Raw genomic sequence first — 23,327 nt, 5'->3', positions numbered from 1 at the left:
CACGATGCCCGATGGTGCGCGGCTCAGACGCCCGCCGTGGCGCGGCCCTCGCTCTCGAGCTCGTCGTCCTCGTAGTCGTCCTCGTACTCGTCGTCGTACTCGTCCTCGAACTCGTCGTCCTCGAGGTCCTCCGGCGCCGGGATCTCCTCGGGCGCGGGCGCCTCGTCGATGCCCTCGGGGGCGCGCCGCTCGCGCAGGCGCTCGGTGGCACGGCGCAGCATCTCCAGGGCCTGGGAGGCGAGGCGCACGACGAAGGCGAGGAACAGGCGCGCCTGCTCCAGGAGGAACGCGAACGCCGCGCCCGCGCGGCTCTCGCCCTCGGCGGGCGCCGGCGTGCGCGGCTCCGAGCCGCTGCGCTCGCTGAGACGGTCGGCGAGCTCGTCGACCTTCTCGACGGCCCGGTCGGTGACGGCGGCCAGCACGCGACCGGCGAGGACGGGGAGCATGCGCCGGGCCGCCTCGCCCAGGATCTGGTTGCTCATCGGGCCGGGACGGGGTGCGGAACCGTTGGTGGTCATCACACCCGACGCTAGGCGTGGATCAGCGCCGGGACACTCCGCCGTCGGCACCCACCCGCCGAGCACATGCCGGAGCCGGACGCGCATCCGGTGGCATCCTGGAGGGGATGCGACAGCCCGGACGCCGTGAGCGCCTCGACGCCGCACGCGACCGCGACGGCGACACCTGCCTGTGGTGCGCGCGCCCGCTCGCCGGTGCCGTCGCGGCGACCACCGACCACGTCGTGCCCAAGGTCAAGGGCGGGCCGTCGTGGCTGGAGAACGAGGTCGCCGCGTGCCGTCGCTGCAACGGCGAGCGGGGCCACCGCGGTGCCGTCGACTGGCTCGAGGAGTGCGAGCGGCGCGGGTGGTCGCCCGACGCGGCGCGCCTCGAGCGGGTGCTGACCTCGCTCGTCGCGGCGATCGCCGAGCGCGGGGGGCAGCGGCGGGCGCGGCCCCACCTGGACGCCCAGCTGCGGCGCCTGCGCAAGCGCCTGCCGGCCGCGGCGTAGCTACGGGTAGGCGGCGTCGAAGAAGGCGAGCTCGAGGTCGACGGCGCGGGTGAAGAGCTCGGCCATGCGGTCGCGGGTCGCGGCATCGGCGTGCGCGGCGACCCGGTCGGTCTCGGTGCGCAGCAGCTCGACCCACGCGGCGAACGCCGAGCCGCGGTGCAGGTCGATCCACTCGCGGTGCAGCCAGTCGCGCGGCGAGGGCTGCGGGCGCGACGCCCAGTCGAGGTAGAGCCACTCGGCGACCAGCAGCACGGTGAGCACGTCGGCGTACGCGCCGGAGCGTCGCGCCTCGTCCATGAGGTCGAGGAAGCCCTGCGTGGGCGCCAGCGGTTCCACCGTCGGCGGGGTCCCGAGCCGCGCGAGGGCGCGGCCGAAGTAGTCGTCCTCCTCGCCCGCCACCGTGCCGAGCTGGCGGGCGATCGCGAGGCGCGGCCCGGTGCGGTCGGCGGACGCGACGGCCTGGCCGAGCAGGGCGACGAAGCGGTCGAGGAACAGGGCGTCCTGGGCGAGGTAGCGCGCGAGGACGGCGTCGTCGACCGTGCCGGCCCAGAGCTCGGCGACGAACCGGTGGCCGACGGCGGCGTCCCACGTCGACGCGGTGGCGGCGCGCAGGTGCTCGGCGAAGCTCACGGGACCTCCTCGCCATCGAGCCGGTGGATTTCCTGACGTTCAACGCCAGCGTGGACGCCAGGCTGACACAACACGCAGACCCCGGACATGGCGCGGCCCGGTCATCGGCGGGCGGGGGCTTCCGCCGATGACCGGGCCGCGTTCAGGCATCCCGGCCGCGCGAGGTGGCGCGACCGGGAGACGTCGACTAGCGGGCGAACGTGTCGGGGTCGGGCCCGAGGCGCTCGGCCTTCTCCATGCCGTCGATCTTCTGCATGTCCTCGTCGGACAGCTCGAAGTCGAAGATGTCCTTGTTCTCCCGGATGCGGTCGGGCGTGACCGACTTCGGGAAGATGATGTTGCCGATCTGGATGTGCCAGCGCAGCACCACCTGCGCGGCGCTCTTGCCGTGCGCCTGCGCGATCTCGCCCAGCTCCGGGGCGTCGAGCAGGCCCTTGCCCTGGCCGATCGGGCTCCACGCCTCGGTACGGATGCCGTGACGCTCGTGGTACGAGCGCAGGGCCGCCTGCTGCATGTGCGGGTGCAGCTCGATCTGGTTGATCGCCGGCACCGTCTCGGTCTCCGCGAGCAGGCGGTCGAGGTGGTGCGGCTGGAAGTTCGAGACGCCGATGGTGCGCGTCTTGCCGTCCTGGTGCGCCTTCTCGAGGCCCTTCCACGTCTCGACGTAGAGGTCCTTGCCGGGCAGCGGCCAGTGGATGAGGTAGAGGTCGACGGCGTCGAGGCCGAGCTTCTGCAGGCTCTCGTCCAGCGCGGTCTGCGCGTCGTCGAAGCCGTGGTTCGAGTTGTTGCACTTCGTCGTGATCCACAGCTCGTCACGCTTCAGGCCGGACTTGGCGATGGCCTCGCCGACCTCGGCCTCGTTGCCGTACATCTGCGCGGTGTCGATGTGCCGGTAGCCGGCCTCGAAGGCCGTCAGGACCGTGTCCGCCGTGTCCGACGGGTCGATCTGGAACACACCGAATCCCAGCTGCGGGATCACCGTGCCGTTGTTCAGCTCGATTCCGGGGACATCGCTCATGGGCTGCGGTTTCCCCGGTCGTCCCGCGCTCAACCTCTGGCGCGCCGCCGTGTGGGCGCCGGAACACCGGCGCCCCCACGGCGGTCACGTCCGCAGGTCAGGCCGTCGCGAAGGCGCCCAGCGTGCGGTCGGGGCGCACGCCGGAGAACGAGCGGTGCCAGGTGCGGTAGTACGCGATCTCCTCGTCGCTGCGCAGGGCCCAGCCGTGCTCGACCGTCGGGGGCTCCGCGTCCTGCGCGCCCTCCTTGGCCTTCTCCTTCTCGACGAGCGCGGAGAGCACGTCCTTCGCGCCGGAGCCGTCGCCGAACTGCTCCTTGCCGCGCCAGATGATGTCGTAGGGCACCGTCCCGTCGAACGCCTCGCGCAGCAGCTGCTTCTCCACGCGGTCGTGGATCTTGAGCTTCCACTCGGCGGGCAGCGTGAGCAGCTCGCGCATCACCGTGGCGTCGAGGAACGGCACGCGGGCCTCGAGGCCGTAGTTCATCGTGGTGCGGTCGCAGCGCTGCAGGTTGAGCTCGTGCAGCGACTCGATCGACCGGACGAGCTCGGCCTGCAGGGCCTCCGGCGTCGAGAACTCGTCGACGTGGACGTACTCGTAGCCGGCGAAGAGCTCGTCGGCGCCCTCGCCGGTGAGCACCACCTTGACGTGCTTCACCGCCTCGCGGGCGAGCAGCAGGTTGGGCACCGCCGAGCGCACGAGCGCCGGGTCGAAGTGCTCGATGACCGTCACGGCCTCGTCGAGCGCCTCCTCGAGGTCGTCCGGGGTCGGGACGATCTCGTGGTGGTCGGTGCCGAGGAACTCGGCGACGGCGCGCGCGGCGAGCAGGTCGGCCGACCCCTCGGTGCCGACCGCGAAGGTCGGCAGGCGCTCACCCTTCTCGTCGGCCACCTTGGCGGCGACGGCCGCGACGATCGCGGAGTCGAGCCCGCCGGAGAGGAACACGCCGACCGGCACGTCGCTCATCATGTGCCGGCGGATCGAGTCGGAGAGGACGTCGCGGATCTGGCCGAGGTCCTCCTCGGTCCACTGCTTGTCCGGGGCGTTGCGCACGGGGCGCACCTCGACCGGAACGGCGTCGGCGAAGCGGACGAGGGCACCCTCGGCGGTGAGGTCGCCCGTGGTGTCCGGCGTCCACACGTGCCCGGGCGGGAAGGCCTCGACGAACGGCTGGTCCTCGACGTCGAAGGCGCGCAGCTCGCTGGCGAAGATCGTCACGCCGTCGAGGCGCGCCCAGTACAGCGGCTTGATGCCGATCGGGTCGCGCGCGACGGCGCCGCGCCCGTCGGTGTGGGCCATCGCGAGGGCGAACATGCCGCGCACCTCGTGCAGCGCCGCGGCGCCGTCGCGCAGCACGAGACGGAAGGCCGACTCGGTGTCCGAGTCCGTCGCGAACCGGACCTCGGAGAGGACGTCGCGGATGTCCTCGTGGTTGTAGATCTCACCGTTGCCGACCACGTAGGCCGAGTCGGTGTCGTCGGCGATCGGCTGCTTGCCACCGCTGACATCCATGATCGACAGGCGCTGGTGGCCGAGCCACGCGTTCTCCAGCTGCACCCGTCCCGTGTCGTCCGGTCCGCGGTGGTGGATCCGGGCGAGCATCCGCTCACACTTCTCGGGGTCGATGACGCCATAGGCGGCGACGATTCCGCACACGTGTGTTCACGTTCCTCGTATCGGGGTCGCTCTCCACATAACCACGACCGATGACGAACACGCACCGCAACGGGGTCTGCGTCACGCGGCCTTAACGGTCAAGCAACCCGATCTCCACGCCACGTGTTCGATCCGTCACCGCCAGGCGAAGACGGGCTGCTCGAGCCCGTCGACCCGCGTCGAGCGGCCGTGGAGGGCGACCTCGCGGAACTGCAGCAGGACCGCGCCGGTCGGCGCGTGGACGAAGTGACCGACGAGCGGCATCTGCACGACGGGCCGCGGTGACTCCTCGATCGTCAGGTATCGCGGGTCGACGTCGAGCTCGTCGAACGTGACGTGGAAGAGCTCCGACACCTCGTCGGGCGAGGGCACCAGGTCGGCGACCGCGCCGCGCGCCGCCATCACCACCGGCGTGATCACGAAGCCGGAGCGGGTGGGGTAGTCGTCGAGCAGCCCCAGCACGGCCTCGTCGCCGAGGCGCAGCCCGAGCTCCTCGTCGAGCTCGCGGCGCGCCGCGGTGACGACGTCCTCGCCGGGGTCGACCGAGCCGCCGGGCAGGGCGAACTGGCCGGGGTGGTCGCGCAGCCGCGACGTCCGCCGGGTGAGCAGGACGCCCGGGCCGCGCCCGGGGTCGTCGAGCACGACGACGGCGACGGCGGCGGCCCGCAGGTCGGGGCGCTCGGCGGCGCGGCGCTCGTCGCGGTCGTGGGTCCGGACGCGCGCGGCCACGTCGGCCGCGGTGGCGGTGGTCATGAGCGGGCGGTCATCCCCAGAAGATGCCGGTCGGGTCGGCGTCGACGATGTCGAGCAGCGGGGCGGGCGAGCTCGCCTTCGTCTCGTCGGGGTAGCGGTGCCACCGTCCGCTCGAGTCGGGCCAGAGCAGGATCCAGCGCTCCTCGTCCGGCACGAGGCGCAGCTGCGCGAGCGGCTCGGTGGTCCACCCGGTCCCGAGCTCGGGGAACACCGGGGCGCGGCGCGCCGAGATGGTGATGCGCCCGGCCCGCTCGGTGTAGGAGATGCGGACCTGGTCGCGCTGCCCATCGGGCACGCGGCGCGCGCACCACTGGCGCACGAGCGCGCGGTGTTCGTCGGCGACCTCCACGTCCCCAACTCTGACACGCGCGCCCCGGGGGCCGGGAGTGCCCCGCGCCACGGAAGTCCGATGGCGTCCGACCACCACCCGGTCCGGGAACGCCGCCCGGACCCTGCCAGCATGCTGACGAGGTCGGGGCCGGAACGGCGGAGGGGGCGGTCAGTGATCGCGGGAACAGCGGGACGAGCCGTGGCCGGGACCGTGGCCGGCATCGGGCTCGTGCTCGGGGTCGCGGCGTGCGGCGGCGGGGCCGGGACGCCCGCCCCGGCGGGAGCCACCGCGCCGGCCGCCTCGGCCGCGCCGGCGACCCCGGACCCGGCCGTGAAGCCCTACTGCGACGCGATCACCCGCGTGCAGACCGAGCAGGCCGCGCCCGGGGCCGGCGGCCGCGGCGTGCTGCCCTCGTCCGACGAGGCGCGGCGCCAGGTCGCGGACCTCGTCCGCACCGCCCCGCCCGAGATCGCCGCCGAGTGGCGCACCGTGCAGGACCTCACCGAGCAGGCGCTCTCGTCGCTCGCGGAGACCGGCGGCGACCCCACCCGGATCGACCGCCCGGAGCTCGAGCGCCTGCAGCGCGAGGCCCAGCCCGCGGTGACCCGCATCCAGGAGGTCACCCAGCAGCGCTGCGGCATCAGCTTCCGCCCGCCCGGCTAGGTGTCGCGGCAAGCCGGTTCGACACCTCACGCTCCTGCGTCGCGTGACATATCGACGTGCGGCGCCGCGCTCCGAGCTCCGCGTGGATTACGGTCCGCGAGTGACCGTGAGCCGCTTCCCCGTCGTCGAGCTCGACGACCTCCCCGACGACCTGCGCGAGCGCGTCGGCGCGATCGCCGAGCGCTCCGGCTTCGTCCCGAACATCTTCCGGGCGCTCGGGCACCGGCCGGCCGAGCTGCGGGCGTTCCTCGACTACCACGACGCGCTCATGGAGCGGGACTCGCCGCTGTCGAAGGCCGAGCGCGAGCTGGTGATCGTCGCGACGTCGGGCGCCAACCACTGCACCTACTGCGTCGTCGCCCACGGCGCGATCCTGCGCATCCGGAGCAAGGACCCCGAGATCGCCGACCAGGTCGGCATCAACCCCTACGGCGCCGCGCTCGACCCGCGCCGCCGCGCGATCGTCGACCTCGCGCTCGCCCTCGCGCTGGACTCGGCGTCGCTGTCCGACGACGACCTCGAGGCCGCCCGCGACGCCGGGCTCTCCGACGAGGAGATCTGGGACGTCGGCGCGATCACCGCGCTGTTCGCCATGTCGAACCGGCTCGCCCACCTGACCGCGCTGCGCCCGAATCCCGAGTTCTTCGGCATGGGCCGCGAGGCCCGGGGGTAGGCCGCGGCCATGACGTCCGTCGCAGTCCTCGGCACCGGCATCATGGGCGCGGGCATGACCCGCAGCCTGCTGCGGGAGGGCCACGAGGTCACCGTCTGGAACCGCAGCACCGACAAGGCGAAGCCCCTCGCCGACGACGGTGCGCGCGTGGCCGGGACCGCCGCCGACGCGGTCGCCGGCGCCGACGTCGTCATCACCATGCTGTTCGACACCGACGCGGTGGCGCAGACGATGGAGCCGGTGCTCGCGCGGTTCCCCGACGGCGCGGTGTGGGTGCAGGCCAGCACGGTGGGCATCGAGGGCACCGACCGGCTCGCCTCCCTGGCGCGCGACGCCGGCGTCGCCTTCCTCGACGTCCCGATGCTCGGCACGAAGGCGCCGGCGGAGAACGGGCAGCTCGTGGTGCTCGCGTCCGGCCCGTCGGCGCTGCGGGAGAAGGTCCAGCCGGTGTTCGACGCGATCGGCACGCGCACGCAGTGGGTGAGCGAGACCGTCGGCGACGCCAGCCGGCTCAAGCTCGCCATCAACGCCTGGATCGGCGTCATGGTCAACGGCATCGCGCAGTCGGTCGCGCTCGCCCGCGGGCTGGGCCTGGACCCCCAGCAGTTCCTCGACGCGGTCGACGGCGGCGCGGTGAACGCGCCGTACGTGCAGCTCAAGGGCAAGGCAATGATCGACGGCGACTACTCGCCCTCGTTCGAGCTCGACGGCGTCATCAAGGACACCGACCTCATCACCGCGGCCCTGCGCGAGGCCGGGGTGGACACCACGCTCGCCACCGCGGTCCGCGACCGCCTCGCCGCCGCGTCCTCCGACGGCCACGGCAGCGAGGACATGGCCGCCGTCGTCCACGCCTACTGACCGGCTGATGTGAGCGAACTTCGGGGCTATAGCCCCGAAGTTCGCTCACATGCCGTCAGGCGCCGGGCGTGTTGTTGGCGAGGTCGAGGGCGTACTGGGGCCAGAAGTCACCGGCCGCCGGGGCGCCGCGGCACTCGCCGTCGGAGTCGCCCGGCTCCTTGACCCACAGGTAGGCGGCCACCTGGGGCGAGCCGGTGTCGCGGGTGGGCGGGGTGCCCAGCGCGCGGCCCGGCGGGTTGCACCACGACGGCTGCTCGGGCCCGTCGTAGCTGCCGTTGCCGTTGCGGCTGGTGTCGACGACGTAGCGGGCGCCGCCGAGCTGGTCGGAGACGCGGTCGCCGTAGGCCTGCACCTGCTGGGTGTTCATGAAGTTCGAGACGTTGAGCGCGAAGCCCGCCGCCTGGTCGACCCCGGACTTGCGCAGCCCGTCGACGAGCTTGCCGGTGTCGGTGACGAAGCCGGGGTTGCCGGCGTCGATGTAGACCTCGCCGCCGGCGCGGGACAGGGTCCGGACCGCCTCGGAGAGCAGCTCCTCGCGGCCCTCCTGCTCGCCCTCGCCCTCGCAGTTGGTGAGCGTCTGGGGCAGGGCGTCGGGCTCGAGCACCACGACCGCGCGCTGACCGCCCATGCCGCGGGCGAAGGCGTCGAGCCACTCGCGGTACTGGTCCTCGTTCTCCGCGCCGCCGCTGGAGTACAGGCCGCAGTCGCGGTTGGGGATGTTGTACGCGGTGAGCACGGGCGTGCGGCCGGCCGCGCGGGCCTGCGACACGACGCCGGCCACCTCGCCCTCGACGCCGCCGGTCTCGCCGGTCGGCCAGATCGCGACGGGCTGGCGCGCGATCTTCTCGAGCGCGGCCGCGTCCTCTGTGCGTCCCTCGGAGCGCCACTGCTCGACCTGGCGGGCCGCCGACGAGGCGGGGTCGACCCAGAACTCGGACGCGGCCGGGGGGACCGGCGCGCCGCCCTCGGACCCGCCGCCCGAGTCGCCGCCGGAGCACGCCGAGAGCCCCAGCGCGGCGATCGCGACCAGTGCGCCCGCCGCGAGCCGTGTCCTCGTCAACCGTCCGGCCCCGCGGTGCGTGTCCTGCTTCATCGATCCCGTCCTGCTCCGGTGTCTCGTGCGGCCGTGTCTGGTGCGGCCCTGTCCCGTGCCGTGTCACGCCCCGGCACTCGTCCGTACGGAGTCAGGCTGCCAGGCCACCCCGTGGAGCCCGTGTGGGGGTCGCGACCGCCCGCCGCCCTCCGGCGTCCGCTCGGCGGCTCGCCCTCGACGCCGTGCCGCCCGACGGCCCGGCCGGCGGTCGCGGACGCGACCGACGTCACGCGGCCTCCGCGCGTCCCGGCTCGGGCACCTCGATCCAGCGGCCCACCGAGGGCACCCCGCGGTCGTCGAGCAGGAAGAGCATGTAGCGCCCCGGCGGGGCGATCGCCCGGTCCCGCGGCAGCGTGACCGACACGCCGCCGTCCTGCTTGGTCATGTCCAGCGCGATCGAGCGCTGGTGGGTGTCGGTGACGTGCGTGGACGCCATCGGCGCCATGAGCCGCGCGCTCTGGATGCGTGCCGCGTCGGGGCTCGCCACCGAGACGGTGTCGCCGAGGGCGGCCCGGGGCGGCGCGTCGGAGACCTGCGGCTGCGGGCCCCGGAACAGGTACGGCGGCGTGTAGATCTCGATCCGCTGCTCGAACGTGCCCGGGATGGTGTTCGCGAGGTCGTTGAACAGCGGGTCCGAACCCACGGTCATCACGCGGCCGTCGGGCAGCAGCATGCTCGCCGAGTGGTAGTTCCGGCCCACCGCGGGGTCGGCGGCGTAGTCGAGGGTGTTGGTCTGCGGCCGGTAGATGCGGGCGTTGTGGTTGTTGGTGTCGCCCTTGCCGCGGTAGTCCCGCGACCCGTTGCTGATCAGCATCGTGTCGTCGGGCAGCGTCGTGAGGTTCGGGTAGCGGGTGCCCTCGGGCAGCATCGGGCCCGGCTGCCAGGTCGGGTTCGGGCTGTCGAGGTCGATGGTGTCGATCCGCGCGGTCGAGCGCGGGCTCTCGCCGACACCGCCGCCGCCGACCACCGCGATCCGCTGGTCCTGCACCGGGCCCGCCCACGCCGAGCCCGCCGTCTCCAGCAGGTCCGGGTCACGCATGCCCGGGATCGGCGTGAGGATGTTGTTCTCCAGGTTCCAGAACCCGGGGACGCGGCCCGCCTCGGCCGGCCCGTACCCGGAGTTCGCGCCGGAGTAGAACAGCACGTCCTCGCGCGCGGTCTGGAAGACCGCGGGGTAGCTCGGGAAGTACTGGGTGAGGTCCTTGCGCTCGCGCCAGGTCCGCGTCGCCGGGTCGTAGATCTCGTTCTGCCCGTTGAGGATCTCGCCGGTGCCGTCGAGACCCGACATCGCCAGGACGGTGCCGTTGGCGAGCCCGGTCAGCGTCGGGTACCAGCGCTTGAACTCCATGTCGCCCACGCGCTCGTAGGTCTCGGTGTACGGGTTGAACTCGAAGCTCTGCTCGATGCCCTGGTAGTTCTGCTTCTTCAGGGTCATCGCCTGGCCCAGCGCGTAGACGTTCTGCGCGTCCGCGGCGGGCACGCCGCTGACCGAGTACTGGCGCGGGCCCTCGAACACGTACCCGGGCCCCGGCTCGACGGCCTCGGCGAACACGGTGGTCTCGCTGGCGGTGACCGTCGCGCCGCGGCGCGTGGCGACCTTGGTGGCCGGCTCGACGGTGAACGGGTGCGTGGCGCGGTAGACCAGGCCCTCGGGCGAGCGGAACTCCGTGCCGGCGGGGAACGGGATCGGCGCCGAGTCCGGGTCCTCGTTCTTGACGATCACACCGCCGCCCGCGTTGGTGACCGCGCCGTCGAGGCGCTCGTAGCGCTGGGTGCCGCCAGCGACGAGCAGGTTGCCCGACGCGAGGAACGTGTGCCCGGAGCAGAACATGTCGTCCGGGGTGGGGACCACGCGGCTACGGCCGGTCGCCGGGTCGTACACGAGGCTCTTGAACGTCCCCGCGTTGAACATGTCCTCCTTGTTGCCGGAGCCGGCGATGAGGAGGATGCGCCCGGTCGGCAGCACCGCGGCGTGGATCGCGTTGACCTTCTGGTCGTCCGGCAGCTCCAGGACGTCCCACTTGCCGAACTGTTCCTTGTACTCCTGGCTGTTGATCAGCCGCTGGTGCCGGAGCTCGGAGAACCACGCCCACGCGGGCGGGACGTTCACACCGAGCATCACGGCCGGGACGATGACGAGGAGCAGGAATCGCTTGACCCGTCTGGTCAGTCCCTGCCCGATCAACTCGCCTCCGTTCGTCGCCCTTCGAGGTCCGGCGGCACCCCGGCACCGGAGCGCTCGGCGGGTCCGGCCACCGCGGCCAGCGCCACCACGCGGACCGCGACCGTCGGGGCGTTCACCGAGACAGCGTCGGACGCGCGGGTCCCACCGTCTCGTCCGTCGTGTCGCTTTGCCGATTCGTTACTGATGCTAGACCCCGCCGAGACCGGGATCACCGGCTGGCCGCCGTCGGCGTCGAGCTCGGCCGCCGAGGACAGCAGCATCGGGGGGTGCTCGCGGCGCGGACCGGGACGCGGACCGCGGGTGCGCGTCTCGTCCGGACGGGGCGTCGGCGAGGGCGTGGGGGTCGGCGACGGCGGGGTCGGGCGACCGGTCGCCCCGTCGGGGCGCGCCTCCGGGCGCGGGGCGCCGGGGCGCGGCGGGCCCTGGTGCTCCGCCGCGGGCGCCACGTACCGGCCCCCCTGCTCGGCGGCCGCGGGACGGTCGGCGGGCCGGTCCCCGGGCCGCTCGCCGGGACGCTGACCCGGCGCCGCGAACGGGCTCGGCGCGGGACGCGGCGTGGGCGTCGGACGGGGCCGCGACCCGGGCGGGGTCGGAGCCGGGGGCGGCGGGACCGCGCCCGGCACCGGCGGCCGCCCGGTGGGGCGCGGACCGGGCTGGCCCGGCTGGTGCTGGCCCGGCTGACCCGGCTGGTGCTGGCCCGGCTGGTGCTGGCCCGGCTGACCCGGCTGGGGCGCGGCGCCCGGGTGCGGGGTCGGCCGGGGGGCGGGCGACGGCCCGGGCTGGCCCGGCTGCTGCCCGGCGGCGGGGGCGGCGGGGCGGCGCCGGTCACGCGGCCCCGGCGACGGCGCCGGGTCGACGCCCCGGCCGTCCTCCGGCGCGCGCCGGCGTCCCGGCGTGGGCCGCTCCTCGTGGCGCGCCGGGCGCGGTGCCGGCGAGGGGGCGGCGTCGCGCTGGCGGCTCGCGAGCGAGGAGGTCCGCACCCAGCCCGGGGGCAGGTCGCCCTCGAGGGCGGCGGCGCCCGCGGGGACGGCGGCGGGCTCGCTGTCCGCGCGCGGCGAGCGGCGCGTCGCGCTGCCCGCGGCGAGCAGCGCGTCGAGGGCCGCGCGCTCGAGGGACTCGGTGGTGACCCCCGAGCGGCCGTCGGCGAGCACGGGCGCCGACTCGATCGCGGGCTGACGCCCGACGATGCGCTCGACGAGGCACAGGATCGGCGGCGCGAGGCAGGAGGCGAGCGCCACGGCGGGCCAGAGCAGCACCGCCGGGGTGGCGTAGCCCTGGATGATCGCCAGCACGATCGCGCCGATGAGCAGCGCCGCCCACTGCAGGTGGCGCCGGAACGTCAGGATGTGGTCCGCGCTCGAGGACAGGCCCTTCGGCGTGACGACGAACCGCGCGGGCAGGCGCAGCATCGTGGCGATCAGCGACGCTGCGAAGATCGGCGCCGCGAAGATCGACATGAGCATGCCCTTGACGCCCGAGCTGCCCTCGGCCTCGTAGGGGCTGACGTTGTAGCGGCGGTTGCGCAGGTAGACCCAGAGCTGGAACGCCGTCGCGTCGATGTACAGCGCGAGCCACAGCTGCACCGGCACGACCACGCCCTGGACGCCCAGGGCGAGGAAGAGGCAGGCGTTGACCGCCCCGAGCACCCAGCCGATCGCCATCGACGGGTAGAAGGTCGTGATCAGGATGTAGTGCAGGGCGCGGCCCGGCGACAGGCGCGGCAGGCGCAGCCACATCTCCTTGAGCAGCACCTCGAAGGTGCCGCGCGACCAGCGCATCTGCTGGCTGAAGAAGTCGCCCCACGACGACGGGCCCTCGCCGACGGCGAGCACGTCGGGCGTGTAGACCGACTTCCAGCGCCGCCGCGACGCCGGGTTGCGGCGCGTGTGGAACTTCAGGCCGGTGGCCATGTCCTCGGTGATCGAGTCGGACAGGCCGCCGATGCCCTGCAGGGCGCTGATGCGGATCGCGTTGTTGGTGCCGACCAGCATCGCGGCGTTGTAGCGGTTGGCCGCGCGCTGGATCAGGGAGTGGAACGGGAACTGCTGGGACTCCGCGGCGCGGGTCACGAACGTCTCGTCGTTCGCGTAGCACTGCGGGCCGACGACGTAGGCGACGTCGGGGTCGCGGAAGTACCCGAGGATGCGCTCGGCGTAGTTCGGCAGCGGCACGTGGTCGGGGTCGACCGAGAGGAAGACCTCGTACGAGTCACCGTGCTCGGCGACCCAGGCGTTGTAGTTGCCGTGCTTGGTCTTCGCCTTGAAGGCGCCCTTGCGCTGGTTGTACTTGCCGATGCCCTTGCGGGTGAAGTGGTTGACCCCGAGCTCGCGGCACATGGCCTTGACCTCGTCGTCGTCGCCCTCGTCGAGGATCCAGACGTCGAGGATGCCGTCGTACTGGATGCGCAGCGCGGCCTGCAGCGTCCCGCGCACGACGTCGATCGGTTCCTTGCTGGGGACGATCGTGGTGAGGAACGCGATGCGCCGGTCGGGCTCGGGCGGCACGGGCACGGGGTCGCGCGCGATGACCGAGGCCAGCGACAGCGACAGCACGTTGATCAGCCGCAGGAGCTCCATGAGCCCGATCGACCCGATGACGACCCAGTTGGCGTAGATCGCGAAGTCGGACCCGATCACCGGCGGGCGGTGCGAGGGGTGCAGCAGCCAGAGGAAGAAGAGCGCCTCGAAGGCGAAGTTCAGGCCGGCGACGAGCAGGGACCGGGCCACGCGGCCACGACCGTGCACCGCGTCGACGCCCCGGTAGGCGACGCGGTAGGGGCCATCGGCGGGATCCGGTTCACGGATCGGCCCCGCCAGCTGGGAGAACTCCTGGATACGACGGCCGACGACGAGTTCTGACTCGTCGACCTCGTCCGGGGGTCGCTCGGCAAGAAGGGTCATCGGCCGTTTCGTCTCGATCCTCGCGACTGCACCGACCACACCGCACCGGCGATCGTCACGAGCCTCCCGTCGTCGTCCTGCCCCTCGCGGACCCGCGAGGAGGCGGTACCGCCGACGCCCCGTCCTCCTGTCCGGTCATCGGTCGTCCGAGGACCGCTGGTGTTCCACCGGCCACGGAAACGGTAAGGGCATCACCCACCGTGCTCATGGAGGGGGACGGTTGTTCGTCCGTCCCGTTGTCCACGACCAGCAGCATCGCTGAATACTCGCCCGACCGGGGGACCTGACACGGACACCACGCCCACGATCACCCGTCCGGTCACGATGACGCACAGTAGTACGTCAGGAACGGCGGGCGGCCGCGGGTGGCAGGTCGTGGCGCCGCACGGCGGTCAGCGCGCCGTCGCGCACCTCGGCGGTCATGTAGGTGCAGGCCGGCTGGCGCCGCCGCTCGGTGGGCGAGCCGGGGTTGAGCAGCCGCACGCCGCCCGGGGTCGTCGAGTCCCAGGGGATGTGGCTGTGCCCGAAGACGAGGACGTCGACCGGGGTCTCGCTCCCGGGCCCGAACCGCGCGTCGCAGCGGCGCTCGCGCCCGTCGGCCGCGCCGGTCTCGTGGGTGACGGCCAGGCGCAGGCCGTCGAGGTCGGCGACGGCGGTCTCGGGCAGGCGGGCGCGCAGGGCCTCGCCGTCGTTGTTGCCCCAGCACGCGACCAGCCGCGCGGCCCGGGCCTCGAACGCGTCGAGCAGCCCGGGGTCCATCCAGTCGCCGGCGTGCACCACCACGTCGGCGGCGTCGACGGCGTCCCAGAGCTCGTCGGGGAGCCCGCGGTGCGGGTAGCGCGGCGTGAGGTGGGTGTCGGTGGTCAGGAGGAGGCGCACGCGTCAGCGCTCCAGCAGCAGCGAGTGCAGCGCGATCAGCGCCAGCGGGGCGTAGGGCAGCACGACGGCCGCCGGACCGGTGGTGCGCAACCACGTGCGCGCGCCCACGTGCGGGCCGTCGTCGGGGCGCGGGTCGTCGACGCCGTGGTCGAGGTGCAGCCGGACCGGGCCGATGCGCACCCGCCACGACCAGGTCCGCGCCACCTCGTCGACGGCGAGGACCTCGAACGGCACGTGCACCAGCCCGGCCGCCCGCACCGTGCCGCGCAGGCCGGGGTGCAGCCGCCGGGCGTGCCCGCCGGCCACCGCGACCCCGGAGATCTGCGGGGCCCACCGGCTCCAGAGGTCGAGGTCGGCGTAGCGCTCCCACGCCGCGTCGGCGGGCAGCGGGCCGGTGGCGCGGAGGGTCGTCTGCACGGCGGGGACGTACCCGCGGCGACCCTGGACGACGAACACATACTCCGAGTATGGTTTCGGCCAGCTGCCGGTACGGAGCCGTACCAACCGACCGCGGGAGGCCGCCGTGTCCGTGAACCCCCTGACCTCGCTCGGCACCACGCTGCGCTGGGGCGCCACCCACGGCCTGATGCGCGCGGCGATCCGCCGCCAGGTGCGCGCAGGCAACCCGGACGCCCGCCTGCTGCTCGACCCGACGATGCAGGCCGACCCGTTCCCGCACTACGAGACCCTGCGCGCCTCCTACCCGTTCGCGCCCGGCGCGTTCGCCCGGCTGACCGTCCACCACGACGTCGCCACCGCCGTGCTGCGCAGCGACGACTTCGGCGTCACGCACCCCACTGAAGTCGTGCCCGCGCCCGCCAAGGCGGCCCTCGCGCTCGCCGGCCCGCCGCGCAACCCCGGCCCGATCGAGCCGCCCTCGATGCTCGCGGTCGACGCGCCGGACCACCTGCGCTACCGCAAGCTCGTCAGCCGCGCGTTCACGGCGAAGCGGGTCGCCGCCCTGCGCGAGCGCACCGGCGCGGTGGCCCAGGAGCTGCTCGACGACATGGACCGCGCCGCCCACGCCTCCGGCGACCTGACCGTCGACCTCGTCGAGCGCTACGCCAGCCTGCTGCCCGTCACCGTGATCAGCGAGATGCTCGGGGTGCCCACCTCGATGCGCGACCAGTTCCTCGCGTGGGGCGACGGTGCGGCCACGTCGCTCGACATGGGGCTCACCCGCCGGGCGCACGCGTCGATGGAGCGCAACCTCGCCGCGCTCAACGACTGGATGCGCGAGCACCTGCGCCGGCTGCGCCGCGAGCCCGGCGACGACCTGCTCTCGAACATCGTCGGGCAGGTCGACGACGACGGCGCCGGCCTGTCCGAGCAGGAGCTCGTCTCCACCGCGCTGCTGGTGCTCGCCGCCGGCTTCGAGACCACGGTCAACCTCATCGGCAACGGCACCAGCCAGCTCTTCGCCCACCCCGAGCAGCGCGAGCGCCTGGCCGCCGAGCCGGACCTGTGGCCGACCGCCGTCGACGAGATCCTGCGCTTCGACCCGCCGGTGGAGCGCACCGCGCGCCGGGCGAAGTGCGACACCGAGATCGCGGGCAAGCCCCTGGCCGCGGGCGACCTCGTCGTCACCGTGCTCGCGGGCGCCAACCGCGACCCGCGGGTGTTCACCGACCCCGGCACGTTCGACGTCGGGCGCGCGAACGCGAAGGAGCACCTGGCGTTCTCCAGCGGCGCGCACTTCTGCCTCGGCGCCCAGCTGGCCCGCATGGAGGGCGAGGTCGCACTGCGGGCCCTGTTCGAGCGCCACCCGCGCCTCGCGCCCGCCGGCCCGTCCCGGCGGCGCCCGACCCGCATCCTGCGCGGGTACGCCGAGCTGCCGGTGCGCCTCGAGCCGGCCGTGACGCCCGTCAGCTGATCACGCGCCCGTCAGCTGATCACGTGCCCGTCAGCTGATCACGTGAACGCGCTGTGGCCCGTGATCTCGCGGCCCACGATGAGGGTCTGGATGGTCTCGGTGCCCTCGAAGGTGTGGATCGACTCGATGTCGGCCATGTGCCGCACGACGTGGTTGTCGAGCAGGATGCCGTTGCCGCCGAGCAGGTCGCGGGCGTGCGAGAGCACCCAGCGGGCCTTGCGGGTGTTGTTCATCTTGGCCAGGCCGGCGATCGTCGGCGCCAGGTCGTCGTCCTCGGCGAGCTGGGCGATCTGCATGCAGTAGAGCTGCATGCCGGTGAGCTCGGCGAGCATCTGCACCAGGCGCTCCTGGACGATCTGCATGCCGGCGAGCGGCTTGCCGAACTGCTTGCGCTCGAGCGCGTAGCGCAGCGCGGCGTCGTACCCGGCGGTCGCGTGGCCGAGCGCCATCCAGGCGCAGGTGCCGCGCGTGGTCGCGAGCACCCGCCCGGTGTCCTTGAAGCTCTCCGCGCCGGGCAGCCGGTCGCGCTCGGGCACCCGCACACCGTCGAGGCGGATGTCGGCCTGCCACACCGACCGCATGGACCCCTTGCGCGGGATGATCTCGGCCTCGTAGCCGGGCGTCGTGGTGTCGACGAGGAAGCCCAGCACGGCGCGGGTCTCGACGTCGCGGGCCCAGACGACGGTGCGCCCGGCGATGCTGCCGTTGCCGATCCAGCGCTTGCGGCCGTCGATCACCCAGTCGTCCCCGTCACGGCGCGCGCTCGTCTCGAGCGAGACCGAGTCCGACCCGTGCTCGGGCTCGGTGAGCCCGAAGGCGCCGATGAGGTCGAGCCTGGCCATCGCCGGCAGGAACTCCTGCTTCTGCTCCTCGGAGCCGAGCATGGCGATCGACTTCATGGCGAGTCCCGACTGCACGGCGTGGAACGTCGCGAGGCTGCCGTCCCCGCGGGCGAGCTCCATGGCGACCAGCCCGCTCGTCAGCGGGTCGTGCCCCGGGCAGCCGTAGCCCTCGATGTCGTCGCCGACGACACCCAGTTCGGGCAGGCCGTTGATGACCTCCCACGGCATCTCCGCGGCGTCCCAGGCGGCGGGGGCGGCCGGGCTCACGACGCGGTCGACGTAGCGCCGGACGGCCATGAAGGTGTCCCACTGCGCCTCGGTGAACCGCCGGCGCACCGAGAAGAAGTCGGTGCCGAGTGCCTCGGTGAGCGGACCCTCGCTGTCGACCGTCATGGCGTCCACCTTCCCCGTGGCGTGTGTCACCACGCCACCCGACGGAGATCGTCCCGGCGCGCAGGTCCGCGGATGCGCCGAACGTGCGTCCATCCGTACTAACGTCCGCCGGTGCCCAGCACGTTCAGACCACGAGCGGAGGAAGCATGGCGGGCAAGTTCGAGGTGTACGAGGACAAGGCCGGCAAGTTCCGGTTCCGGCTGAAGGCCAGCAACGGCCAGATCGTCGCGTCCGGCGAGGCCTACGAGACCAAGGCCGCCGCCCGCAAGGGCTGCGAGTCGGTCCAGAAGGCCGCCAGCGGCGCGCCCATCGAGGAGACCGTCTGAGCCCACCGGGTGCTCGGCAGGCCCGCTCGGACCGCCGCGGTGCGCGCTCCGACCGGGCCTGCTGACCTCCCCGTGTCGCCCGTTCGGTCGAGCTTCCCTGGCCGTTCAGCGACGGCTGTGGCTCCACAACGCAAAATCGACGGCTCCCCCTGTTCCGTTCACCCCACCGCCGGGGTATATCCACTGTCCCGCGTCACCCGTGTGGCCGCACCGACCGTGCGCCCCCGCGGACCACGGTGGACACCCGATGGGCGTCGTCCACACCACCGTGGCGGGTCCTCCGGGGGGAGTGGATGGACGGACAGCAACACCCGATGTACGGCGATTTCCGCGACGGCGGCTCCGAGTACCTGGTGGTGGTGATCGATCCGGTGGGTCGCTTCCGCGACGCCTACGGGCCCTACGCCCTGGCGGCGGCGCACCGCGAGGCCGACCGGCACCGCCGGGCCCTGACCGAGGCCGGCGAGCACGCCGCCGACGTCCGGATCGCACGCCACCACCCGGTCGCGATCCCGCGGCCGCGCGGCTCCTGGCGCCCCACGCCGTGAGGCCGTGACGCCGTCACGCTCAGAGCGCCGTCGCCGCGAGGACGACGAGCACGAACGCCACCACGATGATCGCGACCCGACCGTGGTGGAGCCGGTCCCAGCGCCGATGCTGCTCCCGCCAGTCGTCGGGGTGGCTCTCGGCGGTCCACGTCCGTGAGCGGTTGTTGATCGGGACCAGCAGGGCGACGGACAGGACGACGCTGAGCGCGAGCAGCACGCCCGCGACGACCAGGGCCGTCGTCGCCGTCGGCGTGCCCCACGTGAGGGCGGCGAGGGCCGCGGTGAGGACCAGTGAACCGACGTACCAGGGCGGCATCGCGCGTCCGAGCATGCGGCCACCGTCGGCCCGCGCCGCCAGCGAGGCACCGGCCGGCAGGCGCAGCAGGATCGGGTTGACGACGGCGGCGACCGCCAGCTCGACGCCGACCATGAGGCCGACGACGGTCGCGGTGACGACGGCGAGAGTGGTGGTCATGGCGACTCCTCCGGAATCTAGCAGTGCTAGGAATCTAGCAGCGCTGGATTAAGCTCGTCACGGCACGAGCGGCAAGCGAGGAGGATCGATGGCGGAGCGGACGGCGCGGCAGCAGCGCCACGACGAGCGCCATCGCCACATCCTGGCCGCCGCCCGGGAGCGCGCCGACGCCGACGGCTGGCCGGCCGTGACGACCCGCCGGCTCTCCGAGGCCATCGGCTACACCCAGCCGGTGCTCTACAGCCACTTCCCCGGCGGGAAGTCGGAGATCATGCTGGCCGTCGCGCTGGAGGGGTTCGTCGAGCTCACGCGGCGGTGCCGCGCCGCGCTCGACGGCGAGCGCGGGCGGCCGGCGGTCGAGGCCGTGTCCGTCGCCTACCTGGACTTCGCCGGCGAGCACCCCGCCGTGTACGAGGCGATGTTCCAGGAGCCCATCGACACGGCGTTCGCGCAGGACGACACCCGCGCCGAGCTGCGCGCGGGGTTCGACACCCTGGCCGAGGCGATCGGCGACGACGGTGACGACGGGGGCACGGCGACGGAGGTGTTCTGGAGCGCCCTGCACGGCGCGTGCCTGCTGGAGCGCGCCGGCCGCGTGCGCCCGGAACACCGCGCCCGCCGCGTCGCCGAGCTCGCCGCGCGCTTCACGAAGCCCCGGTCGCCGGGCGCCGCCGACCTCGACCCCCACGGTCCGCCGAGGACCTTCACCACAGGAGCACCGCCATGACCAGTACCGAGAAGTCCGACTCCACGGAGCCGACCCCGGACGCCGCGGAGCGCAACGCGTTCTTCCCGTCCCCGTACTCGCTGGGCCAGTACGTGCCGCCGCGCACCGACTTCGACGGCGCGGAGGCCCGCGGCGCCTACACCGAAGGGCGCTGGAAGGTGCTCGTCATCGGCGTCGACGAGCGCTACCTGCCCATGCAGAACGGCCGGCTGTTCTCCACCGGCAACCACCCCGTGGAGACCCTGCTGCCGATGATGCACCTGCACGAGACCGGGTTCGGGATCGACGTCGCCACGGTCTCGGGCAACCCGGTGAAGTTCGAGCACTGGGCGATGCCCGCCGACGACGAGGCCGTGCACGAGGCCTACGACCGCTTCGAGCCGCAGTTCCGCGACCCGCTCGCGCTCGCCGACGTCGTCGAGAGCGGACTCGGGCCGGGCTCCGACTACCTCGCGGTCTTCATCCCGGGCGGCCACGGCGCGATGATCGGTCTCGCCGAGAGCGACGAGGTGCAGTCCGTCCTCGACTGGGCCCTGGCCGACGGCCGCTTCGTCATCACCCTGTGCCACGGGCCCGCCGCCCTCGTCGCCGCCGCCCGCCACCGCGAGCGTTCCCCCTTCGAGGGCTACCGGACGTGCGTGTTCCCCGACGCCCTCGACACCGGCGCCAACCTCGACATCGGTTACATCCCCGGCCCCATGCCGTGGCTCCTGGCGAGTTGCCTGCGCGAGCAGGGTGTCGTGGTCACCAACGACGACATGGCCGGCCACGTCCTGCGCGACCGGGGGCTGCTGACGGGCGACAGCCCCCTGGCCGCGAACGGGCTCGGTCGGCTCGCCGCGAGCACCCTGCTCGAGCACATCCGGGAGAACGCCGGCTGAGCGGACCCGGGGGGCGTCCGCCGACGGCGCGGGTCAGGCGATGTGGCGCCCGCTGATGGCGCGGGCGATGACGAGCTGCTGGATCTGCTCAGTGCCCTCGAAGATGTCGTAGATCTTCGAATCGCGGTGCATCCGCTCGACGGGGTGCTCGCGGGAGTAGCCGGCGCCGCCGAGGATCTGGATGGCGCGCTCGGTGGCCCACACCGCCACGCGGCCGGCCTTGAGCTTGGACATCGAGCCCTCGCCGGCCTCGAACGCCACGCCGTTGCGGCCCATCCACGCGGCGCGCCAGACGAGCATGCGGGCCGCGTCGATCTCGGTCTTCATGTCCGCGAGCGTGAACGCGATCGACTGGTTGTCGATGATCGGGCGGCCGAAGGTCACGCGCTCCTTGGCGTAGTCCAGCGCGTACTCGTACGCCGCGCGCGCGATGCCGATGGCCTGCGAGCCGACCGTCGGGCGCGAGAGCTCGAAGGTCTGCATGGCCGACGAGCCCTTCGACCGCTGCCCCTCCCGGGCGCGCGCGAGCCGCTCGTCGAGCTTCTCCTTGCCACCGAGCAGGCAGGAGCCGGGCACGGTGACGTCGTCGAGGAAGACGTCGGCGGTGTGCGAGGCCCGCAGGCCCATCTTCTTGATCTTCTTGGCCGTCTCGAGCCCCGGCGTGTTCGGTGGCACCACGAACGCCGCCTGGCCGCGCGAGCCGAGCGAGGAGTCGACGACGGCCTGCACGACGTGGATGTTGGCGATGCCGCCGTTGGTGGCCCACGCCTTCGCGCCGTTGAGGGTCCACTCGTCCTTGGCCTCGTCGTAGGTCGCGCGGGTGCGCATCGCCGAGACGTCCGAGCCCGACTCGGGCTCCGACGAGCAGAACGCCGCGACTTTCACGTCGGCGGCGTCGCCGTAGCACTGCGGGATGAACTCGACCATCTGCTCGGGCGTGCCCGAGGCGAAGATGCCGGCGACGGCGAGGGTGGTCCCGAAGATCGCCATGCCGATGCCGCCGTCACCCCAGAAGAGCTCCTCGTTGACGATCGGCAGGGACAGGCCCGTCTCGTCGCCCCAGAAGCTGGCGAGGGTCTCGAAATTGTACAGCTCGATCTTCGCGGCCTCCTGCAGGACCGGCCACGGCGTCTCCTCGCGCTCGTCCCACTCGGCGGCGGCCGGGCGGATGACGTCGGCGGCGAACCCGTGGGCCCACTCACGCAGGTCGGTGTGCTCCTCGGAGAGCTCCATCGAGAAGGTCATGGCGGGCGTCTCCTCAGGCCGTGGGGATCGTGAACATCTTCTGCAGCGCCGTCGCGAAGCCGACGTCGCCGGACACCTTCAGCTTGCGGGTCATGAACAGCGTGACCGGCGAGGCGTTGTTGGTGACGACCTTGAGGAACTGCACGCCGTCCATCGTCAGCTCGGTGCGCGGCTCCTCGGTCAGCGCCTCGGAGACCTCGCAGGCGCCGTGCTGCATCGCGGTCTGGAAGTCGTCGCTGCCGCCACCCGACGCGCCGGTGACGTGCCAGTGCACGACCTGGCGCTTCGCACTGGAACCCTTCGAGGAGTAGAACTCCGCCATCCGCCCGAAGATGGCGTCCAGGACGGGGCGGCGGACGTCGGACGACATGACCGCCTCGAGCTGCCCCTTGCCGGTGCTCTTGACCAGCCGCGCGAACAGGGAGGGATCGATGTCCTTGCCCCCGCCCTCGGCCAGGCCGTCGCGCAGGGCGGCGACCAGCTGCTCGTCGGACAACGACTTGGGGTCGACGGTGCGGCCCAGCTCGTTGACGTCGATCTTCTCGGGCACGGCTTCACTCCGGCTGCGTCGGGGACGTCGAGGTGTCCGGTACTGGCGGTCCCGGCAACGCGCCGTACTTTACGCGTCGGTAGATACGGTGCAAGCGTGACCGCGGAGACGTCGCGCACGGGCCGCCAGCGCCTGGCGCCCGAGGTCCGCCGTCGCCAGGTCCTCGACGCCGCGGTCGCGGTGTTCTCCGAGGAGGGCTTCCACGGCGCCTCGATGGACGCGGTCGCCGCGCGGGCCGGGGTCAGCAAGCCGCTCGTCTACGCGCACGGGGGCAGCAAGGACGAGCTGTTCGCCGCCTGCCTGCACCGCGAGGCCGAGCGGCTCCTGCACGCGGTGCAGGCCGCGGCCGGCGACACCGGCGAGGCCCCGCTCGTGCGCCTGCGCCGGGCCCTGCGCGCCTTCTTCCACGCGCTGACCACCCGGCGGGCGGGCTGGACGGTGCTCTACCGGCAGGCGTCGACGGGGCCGTTCGCCGGCGAGGTCGACGCCCTGCGCCGGCGGATCGTCGGGCAGGCGGCCGACCTGATGGCGGGCGGGCTCGGCGTGCCCCGGCCCGTGGCGCTGCCCTACGCGCACACGCTGGTCGGCGCGGCCGAGGGGCTCGCGGACTGGTGGCTCGGCGACCCCGAGGCCGACGGGGTGGGCGACGCCGAGCCGGCCGACGTCCTCGCCGACATGCTCCTGGCCGTCGTCGGTCCGGGCATCGCGGCACTCACGGGCGGGCCGATCCCGTGGTCTACGCCGGTATCGGACGAACGCTAGACGCCGCGATACGGCCCGATCAACGGCGATCGGAGCAGAGCGTGGCGCCGGGTGGG

The 23,327-nt window shown here is 73.3% G+C and carries 25 protein-coding genes; 10 read left to right on the top strand and 15 right to left on the bottom strand.

Translation table 11 applies throughout. From position 1 onward, the window contains the following. Positions 1 to 23 precede the first annotated feature (23 nt). Positions 24 to 518 carry a hypothetical protein gene (locus tag ACFPK1_RS01650; RefSeq protein ID WP_378019146.1) on the bottom strand — a complete coding sequence of 165 codons (495 nt, stop codon included), beginning with the start codon at positions 516 to 518 and terminating at the stop codon, positions 24 to 26. Positions 519 to 625: 107 nt separating this feature from the next. Between ACFPK1_RS01650 and ACFPK1_RS01645 the strand changes: the two genes are divergently transcribed. After that, complete coding sequence (locus ACFPK1_RS01645; protein ID WP_378019145.1) at positions 626 to 1,009, top strand: HNH endonuclease; 384 nt, start codon at positions 626 to 628, stop codon at positions 1,007 to 1,009. On the opposite strand, the gene ACFPK1_RS01640 is transcribed toward ACFPK1_RS01645, so the two are convergent. The 5 genes from ACFPK1_RS01640 to ACFPK1_RS01620 form a co-directional block, all read right to left on the bottom strand. After that, entirely contained in the window at positions 1,010 to 1,639 is a 630-nt protein-coding gene (locus tag ACFPK1_RS01640; RefSeq protein ID WP_378019144.1) for a TenA family protein, read from the bottom strand. Between the two features lie 187 nt (positions 1,640 to 1,826). Then, complete coding sequence (locus tag ACFPK1_RS01635) at positions 1,827 to 2,657, bottom strand: aldo/keto reductase (RefSeq protein WP_378019143.1); 831 nt, start codon at positions 2,655 to 2,657, stop codon at positions 1,827 to 1,829. 97 nt (positions 2,658 to 2,754) lie between these two features. Next, a complete protein-coding gene (gene asnB / locus ACFPK1_RS01630; protein WP_378019142.1) occupies positions 2,755 to 4,311 on the bottom strand; it encodes an asparagine synthase (glutamine-hydrolyzing) in 1,557 nt (518 codons plus the stop codon). 135 nt (positions 4,312 to 4,446) lie between these two features. Beyond that, positions 4,447 to 5,064 carry an NUDIX hydrolase gene (locus ACFPK1_RS01625; RefSeq protein ID WP_378019141.1) on the bottom strand — a complete coding sequence of 206 codons (618 nt, stop codon included), beginning with the start codon at positions 5,062 to 5,064 and terminating at the stop codon, positions 4,447 to 4,449. 10 nt (positions 5,065 to 5,074) lie between these two features. Further along, positions 5,075 to 5,413 (bottom strand): DUF3024 domain-containing protein, encoded by a 339-nt coding sequence (locus tag ACFPK1_RS01620; protein WP_378019140.1) that lies wholly within the window; start codon positions 5,411 to 5,413, stop codon positions 5,075 to 5,077. A gap of 180 nt (positions 5,414 to 5,593) precedes the next feature. Here ACFPK1_RS01620 and ACFPK1_RS01615 point away from each other — a divergent pair, with 180 nt between their 5' ends. From ACFPK1_RS01615 to ACFPK1_RS01605, 3 genes are all read left to right on the top strand, one after another. Next, positions 5,594 to 6,058, top strand: coding sequence for a hypothetical protein (locus ACFPK1_RS01615; protein WP_378019139.1), 465 nt, complete (start codon positions 5,594 to 5,596; stop codon positions 6,056 to 6,058). A 100-nt stretch (positions 6,059 to 6,158) separates the two neighbouring features. Beyond that, entirely contained in the window at positions 6,159 to 6,731 is a 573-nt protein-coding gene (locus tag ACFPK1_RS01610; RefSeq protein WP_378019138.1) for a peroxidase-related enzyme, read from the top strand. Between the two features lie 9 nt (positions 6,732 to 6,740). Next, positions 6,741 to 7,592: an NAD(P)-dependent oxidoreductase gene (locus tag ACFPK1_RS01605; protein WP_378019137.1), complete on the top strand. Its 852-nt coding sequence runs from the start codon at positions 6,741 to 6,743 to the stop codon at positions 7,590 to 7,592. 55 nt (positions 7,593 to 7,647) lie between these two features. Here ACFPK1_RS01605 and ACFPK1_RS01600 read toward each other — a convergent pair whose 3' ends face one another. The 5 genes from ACFPK1_RS01600 to ACFPK1_RS01580 all read right to left on the bottom strand — a co-directional run bounded on the left by ACFPK1_RS01600 (position 7,648) and on the right by ACFPK1_RS01580 (position 15,105). Then, a complete protein-coding gene (locus tag ACFPK1_RS01600; RefSeq protein WP_378019136.1) occupies positions 7,648 to 8,685 on the bottom strand; it encodes a glycoside hydrolase family 6 protein in 1,038 nt (345 codons plus the stop codon). Positions 8,686 to 8,911: 226 nt separating this feature from the next. Beyond that, complete coding sequence (gene glxA, locus ACFPK1_RS01595) at positions 8,912 to 10,870, bottom strand: radical copper oxidase GlxA (protein WP_465252213.1); 1,959 nt, start codon at positions 10,868 to 10,870, stop codon at positions 8,912 to 8,914. Continuing rightward, positions 10,867 to 13,770: a glycosyltransferase family 2 protein gene (locus tag ACFPK1_RS01590; RefSeq protein ID WP_378019135.1), complete on the bottom strand. Its 2,904-nt coding sequence runs from the start codon at positions 13,768 to 13,770 to the stop codon at positions 10,867 to 10,869. Before ACFPK1_RS01590 ends, glxA begins: the two co-directional genes overlap by 4 nt. Before the next feature lie 342 nt (positions 13,771 to 14,112). Continuing rightward, complete coding sequence (locus ACFPK1_RS01585) at positions 14,113 to 14,649, bottom strand: metallophosphoesterase family protein (RefSeq protein WP_378019134.1); 537 nt, start codon at positions 14,647 to 14,649, stop codon at positions 14,113 to 14,115. 3 nt (positions 14,650 to 14,652) lie between these two features. Then, positions 14,653 to 15,105 carry an SRPBCC family protein gene (locus ACFPK1_RS01580; protein ID WP_378019133.1) on the bottom strand — a complete coding sequence of 151 codons (453 nt, stop codon included), beginning with the start codon at positions 15,103 to 15,105 and terminating at the stop codon, positions 14,653 to 14,655. A 67-nt stretch (positions 15,106 to 15,172) separates the two neighbouring features. On the opposite strand from ACFPK1_RS01580, the gene ACFPK1_RS01575 reads away from it, so the two are divergent. After that, the gene (locus ACFPK1_RS01575; protein WP_378019132.1) at positions 15,173 to 16,522 is read left to right on the top strand and encodes a cytochrome P450; all 1,350 of its coding nucleotides are present in this window, start codon (positions 15,173 to 15,175) and stop codon (positions 16,520 to 16,522) included. A 38-nt stretch (positions 16,523 to 16,560) separates the two neighbouring features. Here the strand turns inward: ACFPK1_RS01575 and ACFPK1_RS01570 are convergent, their stop codons facing one another. Next, positions 16,561 to 17,757 (bottom strand): acyl-CoA dehydrogenase family protein, encoded by a 1,197-nt coding sequence (locus tag ACFPK1_RS01570; RefSeq protein WP_378019131.1) that lies wholly within the window; start codon positions 17,755 to 17,757, stop codon positions 16,561 to 16,563. Positions 17,758 to 17,903: 146 nt separating this feature from the next. On the opposite strand from ACFPK1_RS01570, the gene ACFPK1_RS01565 reads away from it, so the two are divergent. Both ACFPK1_RS01565 and ACFPK1_RS01560 read left to right on the top strand, forming a co-directional pair. Continuing rightward, positions 17,904 to 18,083: a YegP family protein gene (locus tag ACFPK1_RS01565; RefSeq protein WP_378019130.1), complete on the top strand. Its 180-nt coding sequence runs from the start codon at positions 17,904 to 17,906 to the stop codon at positions 18,081 to 18,083. A 293-nt stretch (positions 18,084 to 18,376) separates the two neighbouring features. Next, positions 18,377 to 18,631, top strand: coding sequence for a hypothetical protein (locus tag ACFPK1_RS01560; RefSeq protein ID WP_378019129.1), 255 nt, complete (start codon positions 18,377 to 18,379; stop codon positions 18,629 to 18,631). A 19-nt stretch (positions 18,632 to 18,650) separates the two neighbouring features. Here the strand turns inward: ACFPK1_RS01560 and ACFPK1_RS01555 are convergent, their stop codons facing one another. Further along, positions 18,651 to 19,106 carry an anthrone oxygenase family protein gene (locus tag ACFPK1_RS01555; RefSeq protein WP_378019128.1) on the bottom strand — a complete coding sequence of 152 codons (456 nt, stop codon included), beginning with the start codon at positions 19,104 to 19,106 and terminating at the stop codon, positions 18,651 to 18,653. Positions 19,107 to 19,194: 88 nt separating this feature from the next. On the opposite strand from ACFPK1_RS01555, the gene ACFPK1_RS01550 reads away from it, so the two are divergent. Together ACFPK1_RS01550 and hchA are read left to right on the top strand one after the other, a co-directional pair. Further along, positions 19,195 to 19,833 carry a TetR/AcrR family transcriptional regulator gene (locus ACFPK1_RS01550; protein ID WP_378019127.1) on the top strand — a complete coding sequence of 213 codons (639 nt, stop codon included), beginning with the start codon at positions 19,195 to 19,197 and terminating at the stop codon, positions 19,831 to 19,833. Next, positions 19,830 to 20,714, top strand: a complete 885-nt coding sequence (gene hchA / locus ACFPK1_RS01545) for a glyoxalase III HchA (protein ID WP_378019126.1) — start codon at positions 19,830 to 19,832, stop codon at positions 20,712 to 20,714. Before ACFPK1_RS01550 ends, hchA begins: the two co-directional genes overlap by 4 nt. Positions 20,715 to 20,747: 33 nt before the next feature. Here hchA and ACFPK1_RS01540 read toward each other — a convergent pair whose 3' ends face one another. Both ACFPK1_RS01540 and ACFPK1_RS01535 read right to left on the bottom strand, forming a co-directional pair. Next, the gene (locus ACFPK1_RS01540; RefSeq protein WP_378019125.1) at positions 20,748 to 21,959 is read right to left on the bottom strand and encodes an acyl-CoA dehydrogenase family protein; all 1,212 of its coding nucleotides are present in this window, start codon (positions 21,957 to 21,959) and stop codon (positions 20,748 to 20,750) included. 13 nt (positions 21,960 to 21,972) lie between these two features. Next, positions 21,973 to 22,509 carry an SCP2 sterol-binding domain-containing protein gene (locus ACFPK1_RS01535; RefSeq protein WP_378019124.1) on the bottom strand — a complete coding sequence of 179 codons (537 nt, stop codon included), beginning with the start codon at positions 22,507 to 22,509 and terminating at the stop codon, positions 21,973 to 21,975. A 96-nt stretch (positions 22,510 to 22,605) separates the two neighbouring features. Between ACFPK1_RS01535 and ACFPK1_RS01530 the strand changes: the two genes are divergently transcribed. Beyond that, on the top strand, positions 22,606 to 23,271 hold the full coding sequence (locus ACFPK1_RS01530) for a TetR/AcrR family transcriptional regulator (protein WP_378019123.1): 666 nt from the start codon (positions 22,606 to 22,608) through the stop codon (positions 23,269 to 23,271). The last annotated feature ends 56 nt before the right edge of the window (positions 23,272 to 23,327 follow it).

It is taken from the genome of Actinomycetospora rhizophila (genome assembly GCF_042657905.1).
Lineage (GTDB): Bacteria > Actinomycetota > Actinomycetes > Mycobacteriales > Pseudonocardiaceae > Actinomycetospora > Actinomycetospora rhizophila.
The sequence above is the reverse complement of the archived record's forward strand: the minus strand, read 5'-3'. Positions and strand labels throughout refer to the sequence as shown.

What these genes read in the sequence shown, in the direction of transcription:
- ACFPK1_RS01645 (WP_378019145.1), top strand. Translation starts at nt 626, where the DNA reads ATGCGACAGCCCGGACGCCGTGAGCGCCTCGACGCCGCACGCGACCGC.
- ACFPK1_RS01600 (WP_378019136.1), bottom strand. Translation starts at nt 8,685, where the DNA reads ATGAAGCAGGACACGCACCGCGGGGCCGGACGGTTGACGAGGACACGG.
- hchA (WP_378019126.1), top strand. Translation starts at nt 19,830, where the DNA reads ATGACCAGTACCGAGAAGTCCGACTCCACGGAGCCGACCCCGGACGCC.
- ACFPK1_RS01625 (WP_378019141.1), bottom strand. Translation starts at nt 5,064, where the DNA reads ATGACCACCGCCACCGCGGCCGACGTGGCCGCGCGCGTCCGGACCCAC.
- ACFPK1_RS01550 (WP_378019127.1), top strand. Translation starts at nt 19,195, where the DNA reads ATGGCGGAGCGGACGGCGCGGCAGCAGCGCCACGACGAGCGCCATCGC.
- ACFPK1_RS01540 (WP_378019125.1), bottom strand. Translation starts at nt 21,959, where the DNA reads ATGACCTTCTCGATGGAGCTCTCCGAGGAGCACACCGACCTGCGTGAG.
- ACFPK1_RS01605 (WP_378019137.1), top strand. Translation starts at nt 6,741, where the DNA reads ATGACGTCCGTCGCAGTCCTCGGCACCGGCATCATGGGCGCGGGCATG.
- ACFPK1_RS01635 (WP_378019143.1), bottom strand. Translation starts at nt 2,657, where the DNA reads ATGAGCGATGTCCCCGGAATCGAGCTGAACAACGGCACGGTGATCCCG.
- ACFPK1_RS01555 (WP_378019128.1), bottom strand. Translation starts at nt 19,106, where the DNA reads ATGACCACCACTCTCGCCGTCGTCACCGCGACCGTCGTCGGCCTCATG.
- ACFPK1_RS01560 (WP_378019129.1), top strand. Translation starts at nt 18,377, where the DNA reads ATGGACGGACAGCAACACCCGATGTACGGCGATTTCCGCGACGGCGGC.
- ACFPK1_RS01590 (WP_378019135.1), bottom strand. Translation starts at nt 13,770, where the DNA reads ATGACCCTTCTTGCCGAGCGACCCCCGGACGAGGTCGACGAGTCAGAA.
- ACFPK1_RS01565 (WP_378019130.1), top strand. Translation starts at nt 17,904, where the DNA reads ATGGCGGGCAAGTTCGAGGTGTACGAGGACAAGGCCGGCAAGTTCCGG.
- ACFPK1_RS01570 (WP_378019131.1), bottom strand. Translation starts at nt 17,757, where the DNA reads ATGACGGTCGACAGCGAGGGTCCGCTCACCGAGGCACTCGGCACCGAC.
- ACFPK1_RS01650 (WP_378019146.1), bottom strand. Translation starts at nt 518, where the DNA reads ATGACCACCAACGGTTCCGCACCCCGTCCCGGCCCGATGAGCAACCAG.